The organism is Paenibacillus sp. FSL R7-0297 (assembly GCF_038009025.1).
In the GTDB taxonomy this organism is placed as follows: domain Bacteria; phylum Bacillota; class Bacilli; order Paenibacillales; family Paenibacillaceae; genus Paenibacillus_AQ.
Genome location: NZ_JBBPAQ010000001.1, coordinates 4,546,391 through 4,569,582, shown reverse-complemented (window position 1 = coordinate 4,569,582; position 23,192 = coordinate 4,546,391). Strand labels below are relative to the sequence as shown.

Below are 23,192 nucleotides of genomic sequence, written 5' to 3'. Positions count from 1 at the left end.
AGCCTTACTTGCCCCGCTTATTATGCCAGATTAGTGCGTGAAGCTGCGGCAGCACCCGCGCCTTGTTCATCTGCGGGTCGGCAATTACCAGATTAAACAGCCACTCCAGCCGGCCCAGCAGGCGGCCTGAAATGTCGCCTTCCTCGGTGACATTATCGTTCCCCGGCTGAAGAAACAGCGGGACCTCCGGGTACCTGAAATGTACCTTCCGGGCATACTCATAATCCTCCTGGTTAAATACAACTACCTTCAGGCTATGAGCCGCCTTGCCGTTGTTACCGACTCTAACCATGATCTCGTCCAGCTTCCCCCAGTCGGTCTTCATCCCGGAGCTTGGCGGCTTGGGGCTAATCGTCAGCACATCGACATCACTGAACCAGTCCTGCCAGCGGCTGCCCTGTGTCTCTATAGCCGCCTGGATACCGCGTTCGTGGAGCAGGGCGATGAACTCACCCATGGCTTCCCCGATAAGCGCCGGATTGCCTCCGGAGATGGTTACGCAATTGAAATTATCTCCTGCCAGCTCAAGCAGCCCGGCGAGAATCTCCTGCGGTTCCATCAGGATTACTTTATCCTTCGCCGAACCATCCCATGTAAAGGCTGAATCACACCAGCCGCAGCGGTAATCGCAGCCGTAGGTGCGGACGAACATCGTTTTGACACCGATGACCGCCCCTTCCCCCTGAATCGTCGGGCCGAACATTTCGATTACCGGTATTTTACTCATGGTCACAGCCTCCGTACAGACGGTAAGACGGCCCCGCTTCCGGAATGTCTGCCGCCAGCACCTCCGCCCAGGAGGTCGGAGTCTCCCACAGCTTAACGGAATAGACCGGCAGAGAAGCCTGCTTCAGCTCATAAGCGATGTATGCTGACATGTTCTCCGCCGTCGTACGGAACGACAGCAGTGCTACCTTAGAGCCTGTAGATGTAAGTGTCTCCAGCACAGGCTCATTGCCCATTGCCAGAAAAGCATGATCCAACCGGTCGACTACAAGCTGCTTCACGATTGTTTTGATGTCACTGAAATCGACAACAAACCCCTCGTCCGATTGACCCTGTGCGACAGAAGGTACACCTTTCAGCACAACCTCAAGCTTGTACGTATGCCCGTGCAGATTGCTGCATTTCCCCTTGTGCCCGATCAGCTGATGGGCGGCATCGAAGGTGAAGATTTTGCAGACAGATATTTCGCCCAGCATTATAGTCCAGCCTCCTGACGCTCCGCCTCATATTGCTCAAGGCCGCGCTGGCGGAGCAGACATGCCGGACAGGTGCCGCAGCCGCTGCCGATCATCCCGTTGTAGCAGGTAAGCGTCTGCTCACGGATATAGTCGAAGTAGCCAAGCTCATCGGCCATTTTCCAGGTTTCTTTTTTGTCCAGCCACATCAGCGGAGTATGGATTACGAACTCAACATCCATCGACAGATTAAGTGTAACATTCAGTGATTTCACGAACACATCCCGGCAATCCGGGTATCCGCTGAAGTCCGTCTGGCAGACACCGGTGATGATATTGCTATAGCCCAGCTGCTTGGCCAGAATCGCTGCAAAGGACAGGAATAGCAGGTTCCGTCCGTCTACAAATGTACTCGGCAGCTCCGCGCCCTCCCCGGCAGCGATTTCGATATCATCCCGGGTTAGCGCGTTCGGGGCCAGCTGATTCAGCAGTCCCAGATCGAGAATATGCTGCTTCACCCCAAACTTCGCGGCAATCTCCTTGGCGACTTCAATCTCTGCCGCATGGCGCTGATTATAATTAAAAGTAACCACCTGAACCTCCTGGAACTGCTGCAAAGCCCATACCAGACAGGTGGTGCTGTCTTGGCCGCCGCTGAAGACGACCAGTGCTTTTTTATTCATCGTAAGTTCTCTCCTCCTTATTGTTCTGTGTGCTGCAGATCTCCCGGATTAACGGTTATCCACTTTCTCGGGATACAGGTCGTGGTTCATCAGCCGGTGCTCGGCCATGGCCTCATATTTCGTTCCCGGACGCCCCCAGTTGCAGTAAGGATCGATGGAAATGCCGCCGCGCGGCGTGAATTTACCCCAGACCTCAATATAGCGGGGCTCCATCAGCGAGATCAGATCATTCATAATAATGTTGACACAGTCTTCATGGAAATCCCCGTGATTGCGGAAGCTGAACAGATAGAGCTTCAGGGATTTGGATTCAACCATTTTGATATCCGGAATATACGAGATGTACATCACGCCGAAATCCGGCTGTCCGGTAACGGGACACAGGCTGGTGAACTCCGGGCAGTTGAATTTGACAAAATAATCACGGCGGGGATGCTTGTTATCGAACGCCTCCAGAATCTCCGGGTCATAGCCGAAATTATACTTCGTACCTTGATTTCCCAGCAGGGTAACCTCCTGTATTTCCTCTTTCAGTCTGCCTTCTGACATGACAAAAAACCCCTCTCTTTTCCCTAGGCTCCTGGCCTGAACTGGAAAGAAGAACGAGATTTCGAAAACCTGGCTCTACTAAGTTGAGACACGCGCGGCATAACAAGAAATAAGTACAGGCAAATGCCCGTACTTCTAAAGCCCCCGGATATCCGGAAAGCTGCTCATGCCTGTAGCGGTCTTAGTTTTTTATAGAGGGAGTTTGCGAACCTCTCCTGCGCTTGCGCACGCAGATTCCTTCTTTATGCTGATAACTGTACATATGGTGCGTCTTGAACTATACCATGATTGCCGGAGGCTTGACAACCCTCACAGCTGATCCAGAATCAGCGAGCACAGCAGACCCATGGCGGCGATAAATCCCGTTAGCGGTCCACCTTCCTCATAAGCTTCGGGCATCATGCTGGAGGAGACCATCGCGATTATTCCGCCCCCGGCAAAAGAAGCAATCATCGCCTCCGTATATCCGCTTGCATGGTCCATAAACGTATAACCCGCCCCTGAAGCCAGGGTGGAGATCACCAGTACGCCGAACCACAGCAGCATAATTTTTCTTTTGCCGTAGCCGTCCTGCTTCAGCCCTGCCGTGCTCGACAGCCCTTCCGGGATATTACTGATAAAAATAGCGATGACCAGCAGCAGACTTACACCTTGACCGGCAATCAGACTGGCCCCGATCATGATCGACTCAGGAATAGCATCCAGTACCGTTCCGGCAAAAATAGCCAGGCCGCTCCCGCCTTTAGCTTCCTTCTTCCCTGAAGCTCTGGCTGAGCGTTTGCGGCCGGCTCCGCCTTTTCGCGAGATATACCAGTCGAACAGCGTGAACACCAATGCCCCTGCGGTAAAACCGATGATCGTCGGGGTCAGCCCGCCGTCACTCGCGGAATCCTCCAGCAGTTCATAAGCAGCTGCTCCAATAAGTACGCCTGTCCCGAAGGCCATAATGAATCCGATCAGCTTGGTGGGAATGGACAGGAACAGAGCGAGCAGCGCCCCGAGTAATACAGCAGAGCCGGAAATGGCTCCCCACATCAATGCACCCCACATTATGCTCACCTTCCCCGTTCATGTATTGTTATTGAAGTGCATAGATGTAGTTTACACCCTAATGGGGCACTGCAAACAATGCATCTTCCGGCGGGCACCTATTCGAGATCTATTCTCCATATCCATACGGCCAGCGCGGAGATCCAGAGGAGCAATAACAGGCTTTCGCCCAGCAAGGGACCGCTCCCGTTCAGGACACTATTCAAATTCTCTACGACCTCCACACTCGGTAGTAGGGCGAATAGCGGATAAGCCCAGTCCGGCAAGGAACCATATACGGAAACCACCAGAAAAAACACAATCATCGCTGCTGAACTGACGGCTGCGCCGTTTTTCGCCGAGCTAAGCTTAAGCCCGATGACCATCCCGACCTCGACGAAAATAATCCCTCCGGCCAGCATATATGGCAGAGCCGCCAGTAAACCGCTGTGCGCTCCTTCATTCAGCAGAAAAACGACGCATTGTGCCAGTAAAGAGAACATCAGCACGGTAGCGCCTTTGGCGAGAATAATCTGTCCCCGTCCGAGCGGAGATACCAGCAGGGCATCGAAGGTGCGGCTCTCGCGCTCTTCCAGCAGGGACGGGCCGGTGAGCATAATGCCTACCATCACCTCGGCGAACAGAATCCAGGTAGACAGCAGCATGAAATTGGATTCACCGGTCTGCATAACGGATATTAGTATTTTAGACATGAAGATTGGCAATAACAAGAGGATGATACAAGAAGGATTACGCAACAGATCCCTGCATTCATGCTTAATCAGCTTCAGCACCGGACTCAACTCAGCTCACTTCCCGTCAAAGCCGCGAAGACATCCGCGAGCGTGGCTTCCCTGCTGTGCAGGCTGATGAGCTGTCCTTCGGACAGCAGCTGATACACGCGATCCTTAGTGATTTCTCCTGACAGCGGCCAGGATTCACGTGCGACCCTGGAATCCTGCCAATATTCAGCGGCTAACTCTGCCTTCCCGTATCTCTGCTTCAGACGCTGCGGCCGATCAAGCGCTACCAGTCTGCCGCCGTGCATGATGCCTACACGGTCACTTAGCTCTTCGGCTTCGAGCATATCATGGGTAGTCATCACAACAGTCGTGCCTTCTGCTTTGATTCGTTGTATGTACTCTCTGATTAACGCCGCTGAATTCGGGTCCAGTCCGCTGGTAGGTTCATCGAGGAACAGGACTGCGGGATTGTGCAGAAGACTCCTGGCAATCAGCACACGCTGCTTCCACCCTTTGGATAAGCTGCTCACTCTGGCATGCTGCCGCTCCTCCAGTTGAAGGCTTTGCAGCACCTCATCAATTCGCTGCCTGGATACGCCGTACAGATCGGCGAAGAGGTTGAGATTACCGCGGATCGAACTGCGCATGTAGAGATTAGGAAGCTCAAAGACGACCCCGATTGAACTATGAATTTTCTTTTTATGCTGTGAAATATTCATTCCATTAATTAATATTTCACCTTCACTGGGAGTGAGCAGTCCGGTCATCATACGGATTGTTGTTGTTTTGCCGGCGCCGTTTGGACCGAGGAATCCAAAGATCTCACCTTGCTCCACGGTGAATGACAACCGGTCAACGGCCCGCCTACCCTGATATAGTCTGGAGACCTCCTTAAGCTGAATCAATGGCCTAACCACCTTTGCTTATAGTTTGCCTTATCCAAGCTTATTCTTATAAGCAGATGAACATCCCTCCGGCATGATATTTATAACATTCACCTTAAGCTCCTGCGTTTCCTGTGATGGGAGAGCGGAGATGTGACAGGCCGATGGATTCATTTGCCGGGAAAAGGGTAACTTAGAATTATCAATCTCTTACTAACCAAAGGATGGGATCCTATATGGAACAAAATGTACAGAAGCTTATCGATTGGCTGGAGTCGCCGGAGCATGCAACCCTGGTGATCAAGAAGCAGGAGCTGGATGATCTGGATACTGTTCACTTTAATCTGGACACGGTAGACTACCGCAATGCCGAGGATGTCCTTGATGAATACCTGGGCAGTGCACTGATTCTGCGGGGAACGGGAAATACACTCAATGCAGACGGTGAGCTTGTGCCGCTTCCGCAGCCTAATTATGAGATCGCAGTAAGCGGGCTGAAGCTGAATACAATAGCTGAGGATAATGTTGAACTGGAGACGGACAGAGCGAAATATTCGCTGGCTTTGAGCTAAATGCTCTAGTACTGCAGGGAAGTTGAGCGCGTCTTGTTATTTCCCCTCTACTTGAGACACATACAGGCCATGGGTGAAACACACCCATGGCCTTACACACGTCTATGATTCAAATATAAGAATTTACTAGCTGATCTATGCTTCTTCCCCGAGAATCTCGACTTCCGTCTCCAGCTCGACATCGAATTTATCCTTGACCGTTGAACGCACATGCTGAATCAGTCCGATGTAATCACTGGCCGTGGCATTATCCGCATTGACGATGAATCCGGCATGCTTGCGCGATACCTCCGCTCCGCCGATGCGGGTACCCTGCAGGCCGCTCTCCTGAATCAGCTGGCCGGCATAGCGGCCCGGCGGCCGCTTGAACACACTGCCGCAAGAAGGATATTCCAGCGGCTGTTTGGATTCCCGGAGATAGGTCAGCTCATCCATGGAGGATTTGATCGCAGCAGGATCACCCGGCTGAAGGGCAAATCTGGCCTCCAGCACAATATACTCTCCGCTGGCAAAGATACTTTTGCGGTAGCCCCACTGAAGCTGGTCACCCTGCATAGTAATTAGCTGTCCGTCCTTATCAATCACAAGTGCACTTTGCAGCACATCCTTAACCTCACCGCCGTAAGCTCCGGCATTCATATACAGCGCCCCGCCTACCGTTCCGGGGATGCCGCAGGCGAACTCCAGCCCCGTAAGCTCCTGCTCCAGCGCATATCTTGAAGCATCAATAATCTTCGCCCCGCACTGCGCGTAGAGCAGTCCGTCCCGGATGCCCATTTCCGTCATGTCAGAGGTCTGAAGCACAATACCACGGATGCCGCCGTCACGGATAATGACATTCGAGCCGTTTCCAAGTACAGTAAGCGGAATATTATGATCCTGCGCATATGTATATATTCTCTGAATTTCATCGTAGGTTGCCGGAGCAGCCCAAATATCCGCTTCCCCGCCCATGCGGGTATACACCAGATGCTTAAGACTCTCATGATGCTTCAGCGAGCCTGCGGTGACCAGCTGCTGCAGGTCTTTATATATGTTGTCTATATTCATACTTCATGCTCCTAACTCTATGGAAATGATGATCGTGATCGTCTGCCTGCCTCAACTGTCTGTGCATCGCGGCAACCACAACTTTAACAACGAACAGGCTCCCTTGTCAATGACAGGAGCCTGTTTGGAAGCTGCATACAGCATTATTATGTTTCATCATTCCCGATTATAACCTAACTCCCGGCCGCAGCACGCTCTGAGCGGAATTCTTCCCTTCTCGCTGCACGTTCCTCTTCTTTCATCCGGGGGCAGGTATAACATAGACGGCCGCCTTCTGTCCGGTAATACATACAGCAGCGGTTGCGCATCTGTACAGTCTGCTCCGGGTCAGCGATCGATTCAATTCTCCGTACCTTCACATGAAACGGATTCCGGGGCATCTGGAATACTTCAGCAGGCAGTTCATCTTTCAGATAGCTGTAATCTGCTTCAATCTGCTTAAGCACCGCAGGATCAGTAATTCCGGCTGCAAAGGACTCCACATAATAATTGAATTTGGACGGCATCTGTCCCCAGACCTCACCAAGTGATAAACCGCTCACCTGTGAAATACAGCGTACCAGAGGCCCGGCAGTCTCTTGATAAAAGCGGGCAAACACATCATTTCGCCACGCGTCCCTGCTCTGCTGTTCCTCAGGAGCCTGCTCGGTCTTCCACACGTGAAGGGAGAAGGCAATCCGGCAATATCCGTCTGCCGGAATGAGATGAATCCCCAGATTCGCTAGGCTGAGCCCAGGAACGAAGGAGAATCCTGTGACTGAATACTGAACCGCAAGCGCCAGATTGGACATATAGCCGCCGAAATATGCCGCAACTGCTTTATCGTCCAACGCTTTCATTAACGGCCCGTAAGTGTCTACAAATGCCCTCATACCCTGCTCATGCACCAGTTCAGCCGCAGCGAAGGAGTGCAGAGCCCCCTCCGGCACCGCAGGATGCAGGTCAAACTTGGTGGTGAATTCCTGAATCAATTGTTCGTTCATTGCACTGCCCCTTTCCGCTCACTAGTCCGCACAGCTCGCGCTTATAGTCCAGCTGCCTTGTACGCGGCCAGCTCGTAAGGAAGGCACAGCGGCACTCCGGTACGCGGATCAGGCACAATATCGGCTTCAATGCCGAATACCTCGCGTAGAACTACCGGTGTCATTACGTCAACCGGCGCCCCTTCACTGATCACATTACCGGATTTGATCGCTACCATATGCTGTGCATAACGGGAAGCATGGTTCAAATCATGTACCACCATGATAATCGTCCGGCCTTCTTCTTCATTCAGCTTCTGCAGCAGCTGGAGCACCTCCAGCTGATGGGCCATATCCAGGAATGTCGTCGGTTCATCAAGGAACAGAATATCTGTCTGCTGCGCCAAAGCCATGGCAATCCAGGCCCGCTGACGCTGTCCGCCGGAGAGCCGGTCAATCGGGCGGTCATGGAATTCTGTCATACCGGTAACTTCGATTGCATTAGCAATGATGCTGCGGTCTTCAGGCGTCATGGTGCCGAAGCCCTTCTGATGCGGGTAGCGGCCGTAACCCACAAGCTCAGATACAGTCAGACCGTCAGGCGCAGTAGGATTCTGCGGCAGAATCGCCAGCTGCTTGGCCACCTCTTTGGTGGACAGGTTATGAATGGATTTGCCGTCGAGCATGACACTGCCGCTCTTCGGCTTCATGATGCGCGCCATCGTCTTCAGAATAGTTGATTTACCTGAGCCGTTCGCACCAACCAGCGCTGTAATCTTCCCTGTCGGAAGTGACAGGTTCAGCCCCTTCACAATCAGCGCCTCTGCGTATCCGATACTCAGCTGTTCTGTATTCAAACGTTCCGACATGATACTCACTCCTCAGAATTTTAATTTTTCATGATAACTTCGCTTATGAATGCCTATGTTAAGCCTTAGATTTTGCCAAAAGATATAAAAAGTACGGGGCGCCGATGATTGCCACCACGATACCTGTAGGTATCTCTGTTGGCTGCAGAATCCAGCGCCCGATAGTGTCTGCGGTGAGCAGCAGCAGCGCGCCTATCAAAGCGGCTGCAGGCAGCATGATCTGATGACGCGGGCCTACAAGTCTGCGGGCGAGATGCGGTGCAATCAGTCCGACAAAGCCGATGCCTCCGCTGACCGAAACGCAGGCGCCTGCGAGAGCCACTGCAGCAGCCAAGAGCAGCAGACGTTCCCGCTCCAGCGGCAGCCCAAGTCCCTTGGAGGTTTCATCCCCTAGGTTCAGTACGTTAAGCACCCGAGCTTTGTAGAACGCGAACGGCAGCAGAATCAATATCCAGGGGAGCAGTGCCAGCACGAATCGCCAGTCTCCGCCCCAGATTTTACCGGCCAGCCAGATGGCTACGAACTGATAATTCTGCGGGTCCAGTCTCAACGACAGGATCAGCTGAAAAGCGTAAATGCCGGCACCTACGGCAATACCGATCAGGATCAGGCGTGTCGGCGAGAGTCCGTCGGCTCTCCGGTAGGAGAGAAAATAGATCAGTGTGGCCGTAAGCGCGGCACCTGCCAGCGCCAGCAGCGGAAGAACAAAGATGGGCCCCGCCGTGGTTGCCGGGACAAATGAAATGAAGATCAGCACTGCAAATCCTGCTCCGGCGTTAATACCTAGAGTTGAAGGTTCGGCAAGAGCATTGCGCGACAGGCCTTGCAGAATAGATCCTGATACTGCGAATCCCGCCCCGATGAGCAATGAGATCACTATACGCGGCAGCCGAAAATCAAACAAAATCAGGTTCTGCTGTTTGGTTCCTTCACCGAGCAGAGTATGTAGAACATCAAATGGTGATAAGCGCATGAAGCCGGTATTCATACTGACAATAAAAATAATGATGATAAGTACAGCAAGCAGCATTAGAATACCGGCTTCTCTGGTGCGGCGCGATTTCGCTGAGGGTACAGACATGGTCCTGTTCATTACAGCTCCCCCTTGCGCTTGCTGGCCAGATAGATGAAGAACGGTACGCCGATTACTGCAATCAGGGCACCTATTGGTGTTTCATAAGGCGCATTAATCATTCTCGCAGCGATATCGGCAAAGAGGATCAGCACGCTCCCGAGTACTGCCGAGCAAGGAATGATCCAGCGGTAATCCACCCCCACCAGATAACGGGTAATATTCGGAATCATTAATCCGACAAAAGCAATCGGCCCCACCGTCGAGACTGCCGCTCCGGCAAGAATGACCACAATGATCATCCCTGCGGTCTGTACCAGCCGTGTGCGCTGCCCCAGTCCTGCGGCAACATCCCTTCCCAGGCTTAACAGCGTGATGGAACGCGAGAGCACCAGCGACCCGATAAGCGCACATGCAACCCAGGGGGACATAATCTTGAGCTGTGTCCAGTTGGCTCCGCCAATCCCTCCTGCCATCCAGAACGCGATATCCTGGGAGAGGTGATACAGAATGGCGATGCCTTGGCTGAGCGCCAGCAGCATGGCACTGACCGCAGCACCCGCTAAGGTCAGGCGTAGCGGTGTCAGCCCGCTATGGGACAGCGAACCGATGCCGAAGACTAAGAGCGATGCCACAGCTGCTCCAATGAAGCAGTAGATCATGATATACATGAAAGACAGCGAAGGGGCAAAGGCGAAAGCCAATGCCAGGCCAACACCGGCTCCGGCGTTAAGTCCCAGCAGCCCCGAATCCGCCAGCGGATTCCGGGTCATCCCCTGCATGATCGCGCCGGCAACAGCAAAACATGCACCCACCAGCGCTCCGGCCAAAGCGCGGGGGATCCGCAGCTCCCGGATGACCTGATGCTGTCCCAGCTCCGGATTGAAACGGAAGACAGCTTCCCATACAGTAGCCAGCCGGATATCTGCCGCTCCTACCGATACAGACAGCATCAGCCCGAAGACGATGGCGGCTATTCCGAGCAGCAGGATCGTAGCTGCAGCCACCGGCCGCGACTTGATGGGTTTATCCTCTGCAGCCGTAGAAGGATTGAGGTTAGAACGTGTGGATGAAACCATAAGCCGTCTCCTTAACAGGATTATTACTTGCTTCTAATTGATTATCATTCTCATTATCGCAAATATATGAATATTGTACAAGCAGATAACGCGTAATCTATACTGGACGCCCTCATCTATCGCTCCATTTAAAAAAGGTGCAGATCATCGTATCCGGGGATACAAGGACCTGCACACTCTCTACCGGCAAAAGCTGATTACCGGCATTTGAACGCTGCTTATTTTACAAGACTGCTCAGAGCATCATCAATTGTTTTGGAGTTAGCTATAGGACCGCTGTACAGCCAGCTGGTTGATCTGCCAAACTCATGAACATTCCCCGCCTTAACAGCCGGAATCCCCTTCCAGATCGCGCCATCCGTAACTTCAGCAGCATCCGCCCCGTCACTGTTCACAAGGATGATATGATCTGCAGTCAGCTCAGACAATTTCTCAAGTGAAATGGGATTCCACGTTGCTCTGGACTCTGCAGGAATTTCGGTAACCAGATTCGGAAGCTTCAGGCCAAGGTCACCATACAGGACTGCCCCGCTGCTGCGGGTTTCATCTACTATATAGAAGTTCTTGGATACCAGCCAGAGGATGGCAACAGACTCATCGCCGATCGCAGCAGAGATTTTTGTTTTGGCTTCCGCCGCTTTTTGATCATAGGCAGCAATGGCTGCTTCAGCTTCCGGCGTTTTGTTCAGTAGCTCACCGATCTGGAGCAGCGATTTGCGCCAGTCTTTACTGATTTCATCGCCGAGTACATACGTAGGTGCGATTTTGTTCAACTGATCATACAGACCGTTCTGGACTGTGCCTTCCGATTGTACGATGTGGAAGTCCGGTGCAAAACTAGTTACGGCTTCGAGTGGAAGGTCATAGCTGATGGTTGGAACATCCTTAAGCTCAGCTGCGAGGTAATCCTGAGTGCCGTTTGTCACGGACCATTGGGCAACCGGAGTCACGCCGAGTGCGACCAGATAGTCTTCCAGATAAGAAGCAAGCACACGCTGCGGGTTCGCAGGGATAGTGACTTTATGTCCCATGGCATCCGTTACTGATTGGTCTACCGCTGGGGCTGTCGTTTCTTCCGGTGCAGTTGTAGCTTCTGCAGTTGTTGCAGGTGCCGTAGTTGCCGCTCCTCCGTTATTGACTGCATTGTTATTCCCGCATGCGGATAGTAACAACGTCGTGGTCATGAGTCCGGCCATAGCCAGCTTCATGCTTGTTGATCTTTGCAGGTTGAACGAAAACATATAATACCCCTCCTGTATATACATTCATTATTGGTCAAAGGTGATTGTGGCCTTCGCCTCACATAAACTGATGATATTGATTCTCATTCTCTCTGTCAACTAAATTATCTGGTTCCATGTACACTCACACTGCGCATAACAAAAAACGGCTGCTCCCGCAACCTGCGGAAACAACCGTTTTACATATAAAGGGTATGTCTATTTGTGCAAATGATACGGCACAGTTGCTATAACGATATCCTTCTGATTCATCAGATAAGAGCGGATGAACAAGCTGGTCTGATTATGCAGAATCGCCTGCCACCAATGCTTCGTAACAAATTGCGGAATGAGTACAGTAATATGGTCTGTTGAAGCGGTTTTCCACTCCACCGTATCGATGAATTTCACCAGCGGGCGGATGATGCTGCGGTAACGCGAGCGGAGTACAATCAGGCGAACCCCAGGGTTCCACTCTTCCCACTTCTGTTCCATTTTGTGAATCTCTTCTTCATCGAATCCGACATATACAGCCACCACATTCTCAGTCAATGACTTCGCATAGCTGATTGAATGCAGTACCGCGCGGGTGACACCGGCAACAGGTACAACCACTGTGCTTCCTTTAATGCAAGGTTTATCCGTAGCCGGACAAATGCGCAGCTGATCGGCAATATTCATATAATGGCGGTGAATCCGGTGGAACACGATGATTACAAGCGGCAGGAAGATGAAGGCCATCCATACACTCGAGAATTTAGTAATAATGAAGATGAGCGTAATGGTCAAGGTTGTGAGCATGCCTACTGTATTCACTGCGAATTTGCTCTGCCAGCCCTTAGGCTTGGTTCTGTACCACTGGACCATCATGCCAAGCTGTGAAAGGGTAAACGGAATGAATACCCCAACGGCGTATAATGGAATCAACCCTTCGGTATTACCGTGAAAAGCGGCTACAAGCACAGCCGACATTACGCCGAGGAAAATAATGCCGTTGGAGAATCCCAGCCGGTCTCCGCGTACCATGAAGGCGTGGGGTAAATATTTGTCTTTGGCGAACATGAATGCCAGCAGCGGGAATGCCGAATACGCTGTATTCGCCGCCAGGAACAAGATTACTGCGGTGATGCCTTGGATGAAGAAGTACAAACCGCCGCGGCCAAAGGTAGACTCGGTAATCTGCGACACAACCGTTGCTTTCTCGTTCGGCATGATACCGTACCAATAAGCCAAAAGCGTAATCCCCGTGAACATAGCCCCGAGAATCAGACCCATAAGCACCAGTGTTTTAGCCGCATTTTTCTCAGCCGGTGCTTTGAAGTTAGGGATCGCATTAGATACAGCTTCTACCCCGGTCAGTGCCGAACAGCCGGAGCTGAAGGCCTTAAGCAGAAGGAACATACTGACATTCGATACCGCCGAGCCGATCTCAGGAACCTGGGCATGAGCACCGCCGGTTGCATACTTGAAGACTCCCGCGATAATCAGCACAAAGATGGAGACGACGAACAGATATACCGGAATGGCTATGAATGAAGCTGATTCAGTAACCCCCCGCAGATTGACAATCGTTAAGAGCAGAATGACAGTAACCGCTATAAGTACACTATGATTATGAAGACCCGGGAACGCTGATGTGATCGCATCCGTTCCCGCCGAGGCGCTTACCGCCACCGTTAAAATATAATCCACCAGCAAAGAGCCTCCGGCAAGCAAGCCGGTATGAACCCCGAGATTAGTTTTGGCGACAATATAGGCGCCTCCGCCCTGCGGATAAGCAAAAATGGTCTGCCGATAAGACAGGATTAAGATGACCAGCAGGCCCAATACGGCTAATGCAATTGGCAATGAGTACCAGATAGCTGTGAAGCCTGCGGCCACGAGTACAATTAAGATTTGTTCTGTTCCGTAGGCTACAGACGAGAGCGCATCAGAAGACAGGACAGCCAGTGCTTTCACCTTGGATAACTTTTCATGATCGAGTTCGTTCGACTTCATCGGACGCCCGATCAATAGTCGTTTTACCTTGCTTACCATTGTAGTAACATTTCCTCTCTTTGTTAAGTTGAAACGGCAGTACCGCGCGCTGTTTTCATAAGTGGATTTCATAAATGCAGGCACAGAAATAGGCATACGGAAATGATCCGCATGCCTTGAGTGCATGGTCATTATCCCACTATTGCTTACGAGGTTAGCTGGCGGATTCGGGCTGTGGTAGCCCTACGGTTTTCGAGTCTGCTGACCCGCTTCCGATTCACCCCGTTGGCACTCGGCCAAGTTTGGTTCCCCCGTTTTTCCTTCCGGAAAATTCAGCGCATATTCAACTTCTCACAAGGACTAATATTAATCTACAATGACTCTTCCGTAAAGCGTTGAAACAAATGAAAAAAGAATGAAAAACAACCAAAACAACCAAATCCATGATCCGGTATGTCTTGATCTTTCATTCTCTTTCATTATCACTTTATCGCGTGATTTTACAGCATTTCTGCTTAATAATTTACACTCAATTTAAGGGAAATAGTTACTCTTCATTCTGCCTGACGGCTTCTTACTCACCTGCATCCTCTTTACGCCCTGTCCATAGCAGAATTGTGATTAATGCGAACGCAATGAGTGCCAGCAGCGGGATGGTGATGAATCCGAAATAATTCAGATAATCCGTGTTGCACGGGACACCGATTGTACATGGAAGCACCTTGCTAAGTGCCGGAATTTTCTGCTCTGCGTAATGATAGATCGAAATGCTTCCGCCAATCAAACTTAAGGGCAGCACATAAGGGATAATGCGCTTATCCCCCCGGTAAGTGGCGATTCCGAGCAAAATAAGCTGCGGGTACATAAATATCCGCTGAAACCAGCATAGCTTGCAGGGCTCATATTTCAGCACTTCACTGAGATACAGACTGCCTGCTACAGCAACAACCGAGACGAACCAGGCCAAGTAGAGACAATTCCGGCGGCAGAATGCAGAGAATTTATTCATTGTGCAGCCACAGCTTCCGCAGCTACCTTGATTTGAGCATCAATTTCCTCCATATTAAAAGGTTCATTCACCTTGACTCCATTCACAAACAGTGATGGCGTGTTGGTTACACCGGTGTCTGTGCCAACCTGGATATCTCTCTCCAGTTCGCTTTCATAGGTCTTGTCTTCAATATCCTTACGCAGCAGGTCGAAGTCAATGGGCAGTTCTAATTGCTGTGCCAGACTTACCAGGAAGTCCGGTGTTGCCCACTCCACCTTTTCTTCACCCTGGTTAGCATAGATGGCATCGAAGAATTTCCAGAAAGCCTCTTCATTCTGATGATATACGGACAGTGCCGCTAGTGAAGCTGTTCTCGAATCTGTACCAATAAAGGCCAGGTTGACGAAGTAAAAGGCTGCTTTATCCTGATTGACATACTCCTGAACGATTTGCGGTTTAATCACCCCGGTGAACTGGGCGCAAGCCGGACATTTGTAATCGCCGAATTCAACGATTTTGACTGGAGCATCTTCTTTGCCCAGCCGTGCCATTTCACTGTAATTGAAGTCAACGGGAGCCGCAGCAGATCCTGTGGTTGAGCCGTCCTTCGAGGCCAGCATGAATAATCCCACAAAAATAATAACGACTAACGCCACTGTACTCACGATCAGGATTCTCGTTTTCTGCTTCTGCTGCTCCTGCTCTGCCCGGCGTTTCTCCTGCTTGCTCATCTGGGGAAGCGCGACATTGTTCTTTTTCGGTTTGCTCAAAGAGAGTTCCTTTCTGTCCATAGGACTTTCGTGATAAAAGATAAGTTACTTTAAAATTATATAATTAAAGTTCTCTCCTTGGCAAACTCTACATTATACGGCTTTGGTAGTCGCAGGCACTCCGCTGTCTTCATTTTCTTGGTTGTAAATCAGCTCCGGCGATAAATCCAGCGACTGTAGCACAATTCTGAAAAAGAACTGGGTCCCGCCGCCCGGCGCCGGTTCCGCCCATATTTCTCCCTGCATAAGCTCCACCAGCTTCTTGCAAATGGCCAATCCCAGACCGGTACCCGGATATTTACGCGTGTGGGAAGCATCCACCTGGGAAAAGGATTGGAACAGCAGCTGCAGCTTATCCGGCGGAATGCCAATGCCCGTATCATGCACTTTGAATTGCAGCGTCTCAGACGCTCCCTCCAGGCCGCAGGACTCAACAGTAACTGTAACCGCTCCCGAAGGAGTGAATTTCACCGCATTGCCGATTAAGTTAACCAGGATCTGACGGATCCTTGCAATGTCTCCTACGAACTTGCCGGGAAGCCCCTCTTCTACAGACAGCACAAACGACAGTTGCTTGTCTCTGGTGATCACTTCGAACAGATCCATACACTCCTGCAGCAGCACATTCAGCTGAAACGGCTCCTGGTTCAACACGAGACCCTCTGCTTCCAGGCGGGAAATATCGAGAACATCACTCATTACATGGAGCAACGCCTGGCTGCTGGTACTCTGCAGCTTCAGCAGCTCCAGATGCTCGGGCTTGCTGATCTCTTCGGCCAGCAGCTGATTGATGCCGATAATTCCGTTCAATGGCGTACGGATTTCATGGCTCATTGTCGCCATAAATTCGCTTTTCATCCTGGCTGCACTCTCTGCCGCGTCCCGGGCTTGAATCAGTTCATGCTGGTACTGCATCAGGGCAGTGACATCCTCGGCAACGATATAGACCAGCTGTTGCTTATTGTGAAGCAATGGAAACACCGTTACGCTGCAGATCATCTGCTGGCCGTCCCTGGTGATTACCTTCAGCTCCAGCTTGGAGGACTTCCCTTGGGAGGCATTGCGCACAGCTTCCTTGACTGCGGCTTCATCCCTGGCACTGTACAGGATGTTCTTGAATTCCCCCAGTTCTTCTCTTCCGTATCCCGTGGTATACCGCAGGGAAGGATTAGCACTGATGATCTTCTTAAGGGCCGGATCAATACATAGCACCATATCCGGGCTATGCTCGAACAAGGCCATATAACGCTGCTCATTAAACGCTGCAAAGCGGAGTACATGCTGCCGGTCCCTATAGAGCAGGCCAAGCACAATCATCACAATGAATAAGAAGGAACCGCCCAGAATGATGCCCAGCAGTGATTCATCCAAGAGCGGAGCGCGACCTGTATACAAGAATGAGTCTACTATTGTGAAGGATGCACCGGCCATTGCAGAATAATGTATTCCTGTGAACACTCCGGTCAGGGTTAACACGAGCAGCAGTTTTTTGACACTAAGCATATTGTAGGCATTCTCCAGCCATTTCGGGTCGTAGGATGCAGTAATGACAGGGACAACCAGGGCGAATAGGATAGACAAAATAATGGAAGAGAACCCTTGTTCATACGTTGCCGATAGCTTCATCGCCAGAATGCCGCTGAAATGCATGATCAGGATTCCGCTGCTGAACAGCATACCGCCAAGACCCAGATAGACACGGCTGCGGGTATGGGGGTTGCCGAGCATTACGAACAGCATATAAGAAGCAGCCACAGGAATGATCAGCGAGAACACAAGCAGCAACAGATCATACGATACCGGAACTCCCAAATCCATCGCCCGCATTCCGATAAAATGCATACTCCACATCCCTGTGCCCAGCACTACAGAGATAAGCAGAATATAGAGATTCCCCTTGCGGCCACGGAGCAGCCGTTCCGCCAGATCAAGGGCTGTGAAGCACGATAGAAATGCTATAGCAACAGATAAGAGGACAAGCAGATCATTGTAATGATTCGGATGATGCTCCATAGCCTCTCTCTCCCTTCATGAACATTAAGATATTGCATTTCACCTATTTACACTAACCTTACCCTGGGTGAATCCAGTCGAATCGTAGATTGTGCCTAATGGGACAGACAGTTTTTGCCTAAGCAAAGCGCCACCAGAACAGGAGCCCCTGTATGCAAAAAAGCACAGCGCTCTGTAATAGCGCCATGCTCTTGTCTATTCGTAACCTATGCTCCGGCTTCCTCCGTCAAAAACTGCACCTTCAGCAGCTTAATCCGGGAAATCCGCTTATTATCGGTCTCTTCAACCACGAATAAATGGTTGTCGAACTCCACCGTCTGGCCTTTTTGCGGAGGATTGACCTCCAGCTTGGAATACAGCCAGCCGCCTATCGTATCGTAATCATCCGTCTCCATATGGATTCCGAGCGTATCATTGATCTCCTCGATCAGCATCAAGCCGTCGATTGAGAACTCATCCTCCCCCAGCTTCTCGATGCCGGGACGTTCCTCGTCGAACTCATCCTGAATCTCTCCTACAATCTCTTCCATAATATCCTCCAGAGTAACCATCCCCGAGGTACCGCCATACTCATCAATCAGGATAGCGATTTGGGTCTTGGCACGCTGCATGACCTTGAGGAGGCTGCTAATCTGAATCGATTCCGGGACAGTCAATATCGGACGGATCAATTCGTTATACTTGGGCGCATTATCTCGGATCATATCCTTGATATGAATGAAGCCGAGAATATGGTCCTTGTCTCCGTCGCAGACCGGATAACGGGTTCTCATTCCGTCAAAGGCAATTTCAAGATTCTCGTCCGTCTCCAGATGTGTGTTGAGACAGATCATTTCCGTGCGCGGAATCATGATTTCCCTGGCCATCGTGTCGGCAAATTCGAAGATATTGTCCACCAGCGTCATTTCCGTATTGTCGATCAATCCGCTTTTGTTGCTCTCCTGCATCAGAATGCGTATTTCTTCCTCTGTATGTGCTGTAGCCAGCTCCGATGCCGGCGCCAGACGGAAGATACGCAGCAGCCCGCGTGCCAGGCCGTTAACCACCCAGATGAAGGGATACATGATCCGGTAAAAAACATTCATCGGACCCGCGGCAAGCAGAAGGACAGCCTCCGCTTTATTTACCGCAATGGTCTTCGGGGCAAGCTCGCCCAGTACAATATGCAGAACGGTGATAAACATAAAGGCAATGATAAGCGAAACCACAAAAACAGTTGTTTCTCCGAAGCCAAGGTTCGTAATAATAGGCCCCACAATCGTAGCAATTGCCGGTTCTCCGAGCCAGCCCAGCGCAAGCGAGGCAAGCGTGATGCCAAGCTGACAGGCCGATAGATAACCATCCAGATTATGAACGATTTTTCGTGCGGCAGGGGCTCTCTTGCTGCCTTCTTCAATCAGTGAATCGATGCGCCCGCTGCGCACCTTCACCATCGCATACTCAACCGAAACAAAAAAACCGTTAAGCAGCACAATCAAAATAATAAGACCTACATTTAATATACCGGGTAAAGGGTCGCTCAATTTATACTCCTATCCGCCGTTTCCTGTGCAGGCGGATAGGCCCACCTCCTTCGTTTGTTCAAAATGTCAGACTGGATCATGCCGACTGTTCCTTTCCGTATCAATTTCCCAATGCCTTCATCTCCTGTACATAAATCACGGATTATAAATAATACTTTTATTATATAAATATATTAGGTGAAACAGCAAGCATGCGTGTCCCCTCGAAAAATACAGCATATGTGCGCACGGTAGCAAAAGAAACGGCTGACCGCCTTTAAACAAAGGTGGACAGCCGTTTTTGCGTTATTCTATGGATAAATGGCCAGAAAGCTTATCGGCAGCTCCGTACAACCGCCGGATTTCCGATAACTCCGGGATATTGATAGACAAGCGGCTCTTCAAAGGTGGCATAATCGAAGTTGACCATGAGCAGCACAACCCGCTGTCCGGTCGCCCGGTCGCTGATAATAAGATGGTCGCGGCCGGCAGCTTCAAGCACACCCGTGTAGACCTTGGCGTTCCAGTCTTTGTTATTCTCATAGGTAAAGTAGAAGGTGCCGACCTTGCCAAGGTTGAGTCGGAAGATGTTCTCTACATAAGACTGTTCGAACACCGGTGCAGTTGTTGAGACCACGGTTCCGGCTGGCGTCATGGGGCTGCCGCTGGTGACCTGTGGCGGCATGCTGCTCATAGTACCCATCGTGCCCATGGTGCCCATGTTTCCAATGCTTCCCTTGTTGCTCATGGCACCCATAGTATTCATCGGGCCCATGCCGTTCATGTTGTTCATGTTGTTCATGTTGTTCATATTGCTCATGCCACCTGCTGGGTTGCTGCCCATCGTATAAGTAACGGGACGGTAGGGTTGAACGATCATTTACGAATAACCTCCTAGAATTTAGATTAACCTTCACTTAAGTAATGTGACCATTGGCTTCTTTCAGATCCAGCCCGGGAGCCCAGGCTACTGCATGCAGCCGCTGTAAGCCCAGTCCTCTCCTGGCTGGCGGTACCTAGAATAATGACGGGCAATCCACCTGGGTCGGCGTGAAGAAGCAGTGTGCCTTGTAGCGGCCGGTGTTCTGCTGATTGTACCAGTTGGCCGGACAGGCCCCGACAGGCCGGAAGAACCACAGCGCATTGGATGCAGGCCAGGTTCTTTCCCCTGCGATAGCGCGTTTTGCCAAACGGATATCGGCCTCCCGTGCTCGCTGATAGAAGTACCCCTTCTGCGGGGCTTCAAAGCCTCCCGGACTCTGGTACACCATATCATTCACACTGCGGATGTTGTTGAAGTCCAGACAGTTACCGAGAATCCGGTTGACCCCGACATTGCCGACCATCAGCATGCCTGACTCCCCATCCTCTTCGGCCTCCGCCCGCATCAGCCGCGCAAGCACCCTTACATCCTCCGAGTTCGTTTTGATGACGGCCACGCGTTCTCCTCCTTGTAATCACTTCATTGACAGTTATGGAACAAAGCTGTAACGCCAAGCATCCGTTGTTCTTTACTGCTCGCTGTATTGTATGTGCATTCGCCTAAGAGGTGACAGTCCCCGCCCAATTTCCTGAGGGTCTACAGCAATACGTTGGTATACCGTGAATCCCTGCTTTGAGCCTGAGGCCAGACACAACCCAAATACCCCCTTGCACCGATTCCGATAACAAGAGGGTACTGCGTAATGCTTTTCAAATAATCATCACTCTATCAATAAACAAGCCTGTTCACTACTCTGCAGTGGAGTAATGCGGGCGCCGCTGAAAGCCATGATACCTTGTACCCTGATATGTCAGCACCCCCCTGTCCCCTTCAGCACTCATGCCATATTCATGGCCGTCTACCTTGAACTCTCTGCGGACGCCATCCTCCGCTTCATACGTCAGGTAATAGGTTGTGCTGGTACGGCTGCTCTCATCCTGTGCCTGCTGCTGGCGGACTTCACTGCGCTTGCTTACAATGCGGGCGGGTATGGACTGCAGGGGGGCATTATTGTTCCGGCTCCACTGAAGCAGTCCTCTGCCTGCAGACACAGCGATAATCCCCACGACTACAGCGAGGAATATCGGCAATACCGTTCCTGTAAAATCAAACATCCAGGATGGATCCGGTCCCGTTCCCATGGTCTCTTCCCCCTTGTTCCCATCTGGTTAGATTCCCTGCGCTTGCAGGTCTTCTGTACATGTATATGCCTCTTCCCTTCAAGACAGCATAACAAATGTGTAACAACCCCGGCTGCTCCGGAAGAATCTTCACTTGCGATGATGACAGCACGCCAAAAAGACCACCTAAATCCCCCTATATCCGGGGACCTAAATGGTCTTCATTATACCAAGTGAGGCGATCACATTATGCATGTACGAGGTCTAGCAATTGTCTGGTTTCGCTTGTTTCTTCCGGCAGCATACCGCTATCTGCCCAGCAAGCTCTGCATTGTTCTTCCGTTTCACACAGGTGAGCATCGGCACAGTTGTAGCACAATTGCAGCAGGTTTCTTGTCATATAATCCGTTTCAAATGTTTTCATAATAATCTCTCCTCTTCGGGATGAAAGTTTGTGAAAAAATGAACTTGTTCTCTATGTGTTAAATATATCACAGGAGTGAAAGTTTGTCATGTGATTTTTTTCACATTTTTAAAGAAAATTTTAAATAAGTTTTTTCCTTATATTAAGAGGGCTTTGCGGCCGTATTCACAAAAGAAAAGGCTGCCCGCTAATGCGGACAACCTCTTAATTACCTTTACATGACCCGCCAGCTCACTCCGCCATTCGTAGTCTGCAGCAGGATAGATCTGCGGTCCTCTTCTTTCTGGATCAGCAGCCAGCCTACATCCTCAGAGATGAATTGCAGCTTCACTACTTCCGGATATTCCAGCAGCTTGGACTGCAGTACACTGCTGGCCGGAAGTACCGTCCAGGTCTGTCCCTGATTCATCGTCTTGTACAACAGGTTCCCCTCTAAAGACCAGCCCGCCTGCGAGCTGAGGAATTCAGGTGCCACATGCCGGTTAATTCCCGTCATCGCCGGCCGGCTGAGGCTGATGAACTTCCAGTTCTCTCCCCCGTTTGCAGTGAAATAGCCGTTGTAGGTCATGCTGGCCTCTTTCTCTTTTTGACACCCTACAGACAGCCATCCGCTTGTATGATCCGTACCAAAGAATTCAGGTTCACCGGCAATGACCCGGTCACAGCCTCCAAAGCTCTCGTTAACCAGAAATTCAGAGCCTGCCGCCCAGGTTGCGCCTCCGTCTTTGGTGACATATATCTTAGGCAGTGCCCCGGTCTGCAGTGTTACGAATCCTCGGCTTCCGTCCTTAAATATCATTCCGGTCGTAACGCCCGGCAGCGGAATTGTATTGTTAGGGAGATTCGGATTATACTGTTCGTTCTGCATGACCAGGGCCCATGTAGCACCGCCGTCCTGCGTAGCATACAAGGCTTTGCTCTCTTTGGTGGAGCTGGCATCCCAGGAAGTCATCAGCCAGCCATGGGTCGGTGAACTGAAGTAGAACGAAGACAAGGTATTGGTGTCAGGAAAAGCAGAAACTTTCCAGGTGTGTCCCCCATCTGTCGTGCGCAGCACCACGGTCTCGGTCGTGCCGAAAGAGCTTCGTATAATCCAGCCGTTGCTTGGATCGGTGAAGAAAATCTCTTTGCCATATACCGGGTTGCTCAGAAACTGCACAGTCGTAGCCGGCGAGATATTGGCCCAGGTTTTGCCGTTATCAAGGGTCATATACATGCGCAGCTCATTTTTGGTGACGCCCCAGGCTATTCCCGCTGACGGGTTAAGCAGCCTGAAGTCTGTCAGCCGGGTCTGAATCTGATATTTCGGGGCATTCTCATTATCGACGTTCTTGGCATCCGGTGTGATGACCGTAATCATCTGCCCTTCTTCCGGCGCTTCCGTCGGCTGCGGGGGCTGGGAAGGCTCGGGAGCGGGAGCAGAAGAACAAGCCGAGAGAATAAGTAAGGTCAGGAGAAGCAGCAGCCCCCTTCTCAGAACCTTGTAACCTGAAGCTGTGGATGACAATGCTCTCTCTCC

At 51.1% G+C, this 23,192-nt stretch carries 24 protein-coding genes and 2 riboswitches; of the genes, 1 reads left to right on the top strand and 23 read right to left on the bottom strand.

Annotated elements, in window-relative coordinates; translation table 11 throughout:
* Nucleotides 1–4 precede the first annotated feature (4 nt).
* The 7 genes from queE to MKZ24_RS20125 form a co-directional block, all read right to left on the bottom strand.
* Nucleotides 5–727 (bottom strand): 7-carboxy-7-deazaguanine synthase QueE, encoded by a 723-nt coding sequence (queE, locus tag MKZ24_RS20155; RefSeq protein WP_340785801.1) that lies wholly within the window; start codon nt 725–727, stop codon nt 5–7.
* Complete coding sequence (queD, locus tag MKZ24_RS20150; protein WP_042236742.1) at nt 720–1,202, bottom strand: 6-carboxytetrahydropterin synthase QueD; 483 nt, start codon at nt 1,200–1,202, stop codon at nt 720–722. Before queD ends, queE begins: the two co-directional genes overlap by 8 nt.
* The gene (queC, locus tag MKZ24_RS20145) at nt 1,202–1,864 is read right to left on the bottom strand and encodes a 7-cyano-7-deazaguanine synthase QueC (protein WP_042236744.1); all 663 of its coding nucleotides are present in this window, start codon (nt 1,862–1,864) and stop codon (nt 1,202–1,204) included. The genes queD and queC overlap by 1 nt, the downstream gene beginning before the upstream one ends.
* Before the next feature lie 48 nt (nt 1,865–1,912).
* Nucleotides 1,913–2,413 (bottom strand): preQ(1) synthase, encoded by a 501-nt coding sequence (queF, locus tag MKZ24_RS20140; RefSeq protein WP_042236746.1) that lies wholly within the window; start codon nt 2,411–2,413, stop codon nt 1,913–1,915.
* A gap of 175 nt (nt 2,414–2,588) precedes the next feature.
* Nucleotides 2,589–2,632, bottom strand: a riboswitch (PreQ1 riboswitch).
* 90 nt (nt 2,633–2,722) lie between these two features.
* On the bottom strand, nt 2,723–3,463 hold the full coding sequence (locus MKZ24_RS20135; protein WP_042236748.1) for a ZIP family metal transporter: 741 nt from the start codon (nt 3,461–3,463) through the stop codon (nt 2,723–2,725).
* 98 nt (nt 3,464–3,561) lie between these two features.
* Complete coding sequence (locus MKZ24_RS20130) at nt 3,562–4,107, bottom strand: ABC transporter permease (protein ID WP_331281872.1); 546 nt, start codon at nt 4,105–4,107, stop codon at nt 3,562–3,564.
* A gap of 134 nt (nt 4,108–4,241) precedes the next feature.
* Nucleotides 4,242–5,090, bottom strand: a complete 849-nt coding sequence (locus MKZ24_RS20125; RefSeq protein WP_052416461.1) for an ABC transporter ATP-binding protein — start codon at nt 5,088–5,090, stop codon at nt 4,242–4,244.
* A 215-nt stretch (nt 5,091–5,305) separates the two neighbouring features.
* Here MKZ24_RS20125 and MKZ24_RS20120 point away from each other — a divergent pair, with 215 nt between their 5' ends.
* On the top strand, nt 5,306–5,641 hold the full coding sequence (locus tag MKZ24_RS20120) for a hypothetical protein (RefSeq protein WP_042236754.1): 336 nt from the start codon (nt 5,306–5,308) through the stop codon (nt 5,639–5,641).
* A gap of 135 nt (nt 5,642–5,776) precedes the next feature.
* Here the strand turns inward: MKZ24_RS20120 and murB are convergent, their stop codons facing one another.
* From murB to MKZ24_RS20040, 16 genes are all read right to left on the bottom strand, one after another.
* Nucleotides 5,777–6,691 (bottom strand): UDP-N-acetylmuramate dehydrogenase, encoded by a 915-nt coding sequence (murB, locus tag MKZ24_RS20115; protein ID WP_042236756.1) that lies wholly within the window; start codon nt 6,689–6,691, stop codon nt 5,777–5,779.
* Nucleotides 6,692–6,864: 173 nt separating this feature from the next.
* The gene (locus MKZ24_RS20110; RefSeq protein ID WP_042236759.1) at nt 6,865–7,674 is read right to left on the bottom strand and encodes a (2Fe-2S)-binding protein; all 810 of its coding nucleotides are present in this window, start codon (nt 7,672–7,674) and stop codon (nt 6,865–6,867) included.
* 41 nt (nt 7,675–7,715) lie between these two features.
* Entirely contained in the window at nt 7,716–8,522 is an 807-nt protein-coding gene (locus MKZ24_RS20105) for an ABC transporter ATP-binding protein (RefSeq protein WP_042236762.1), read from the bottom strand.
* A 58-nt stretch (nt 8,523–8,580) separates the two neighbouring features.
* Complete coding sequence (locus tag MKZ24_RS20100; RefSeq protein WP_042242642.1) at nt 8,581–9,603, bottom strand: FecCD family ABC transporter permease; 1,023 nt, start codon at nt 9,601–9,603, stop codon at nt 8,581–8,583.
* Nucleotides 9,604–9,614: 11 nt separating this feature from the next.
* The gene (locus MKZ24_RS20095; protein ID WP_340785789.1) at nt 9,615–10,673 is read right to left on the bottom strand and encodes a FecCD family ABC transporter permease; all 1,059 of its coding nucleotides are present in this window, start codon (nt 10,671–10,673) and stop codon (nt 9,615–9,617) included.
* A gap of 218 nt (nt 10,674–10,891) precedes the next feature.
* Entirely contained in the window at nt 10,892–11,914 is a 1,023-nt protein-coding gene (locus tag MKZ24_RS20090; RefSeq protein ID WP_340785787.1) for an iron-hydroxamate ABC transporter substrate-binding protein, read from the bottom strand.
* A 198-nt stretch (nt 11,915–12,112) separates the two neighbouring features.
* Entirely contained in the window at nt 12,113–13,930 is a 1,818-nt protein-coding gene (locus MKZ24_RS20085) for an APC family permease (RefSeq protein ID WP_042236765.1), read from the bottom strand.
* 128 nt (nt 13,931–14,058) lie between these two features.
* Nucleotides 14,059–14,218: riboswitch (cyclic di-AMP (ydaO/yuaA leader) on the bottom strand.
* A gap of 226 nt (nt 14,219–14,444) precedes the next feature.
* Entirely contained in the window at nt 14,445–14,879 is a 435-nt protein-coding gene (locus MKZ24_RS20080) for a disulfide oxidoreductase (protein WP_039298958.1), read from the bottom strand.
* Entirely contained in the window at nt 14,876–15,631 is a 756-nt protein-coding gene (locus MKZ24_RS20075) for a DsbA family protein (RefSeq protein ID WP_052416467.1), read from the bottom strand. Before MKZ24_RS20075 ends, MKZ24_RS20080 begins: the two co-directional genes overlap by 4 nt.
* A gap of 93 nt (nt 15,632–15,724) precedes the next feature.
* Nucleotides 15,725–17,644: an ATP-binding protein gene (locus tag MKZ24_RS20070; protein WP_052416469.1), complete on the bottom strand. Its 1,920-nt coding sequence runs from the start codon at nt 17,642–17,644 to the stop codon at nt 15,725–15,727.
* Nucleotides 17,645–17,850: 206 nt separating this feature from the next.
* On the bottom strand, nt 17,851–19,167 hold the full coding sequence (locus MKZ24_RS20065; protein WP_042236768.1) for a hemolysin family protein: 1,317 nt from the start codon (nt 19,165–19,167) through the stop codon (nt 17,851–17,853).
* 313 nt (nt 19,168–19,480) lie between these two features.
* A complete protein-coding gene (gerQ, locus tag MKZ24_RS20060; protein ID WP_231637903.1) occupies nt 19,481–19,894 on the bottom strand; it encodes a spore coat protein GerQ in 414 nt (137 codons plus the stop codon).
* A 268-nt stretch (nt 19,895–20,162) separates the two neighbouring features.
* Entirely contained in the window at nt 20,163–20,585 is a 423-nt protein-coding gene (locus MKZ24_RS20055) for a cell wall hydrolase (protein WP_042137747.1), read from the bottom strand.
* 292 nt (nt 20,586–20,877) lie between these two features.
* Nucleotides 20,878–21,270, bottom strand: coding sequence for a DUF2500 domain-containing protein (locus MKZ24_RS20050; protein WP_042137749.1), 393 nt, complete (start codon nt 21,268–21,270; stop codon nt 20,878–20,880).
* A 226-nt stretch (nt 21,271–21,496) separates the two neighbouring features.
* Nucleotides 21,497–21,673, bottom strand: coding sequence for a hypothetical protein (locus tag MKZ24_RS20045; protein WP_197072938.1), 177 nt, complete (start codon nt 21,671–21,673; stop codon nt 21,497–21,499).
* A 214-nt stretch (nt 21,674–21,887) separates the two neighbouring features.
* Nucleotides 21,888–23,180: a WD40/YVTN/BNR-like repeat-containing protein gene (locus MKZ24_RS20040; RefSeq protein ID WP_042236770.1), complete on the bottom strand. Its 1,293-nt coding sequence runs from the start codon at nt 23,178–23,180 to the stop codon at nt 21,888–21,890.
* Nucleotides 23,181–23,192: the final 12 nt, after the last annotated feature.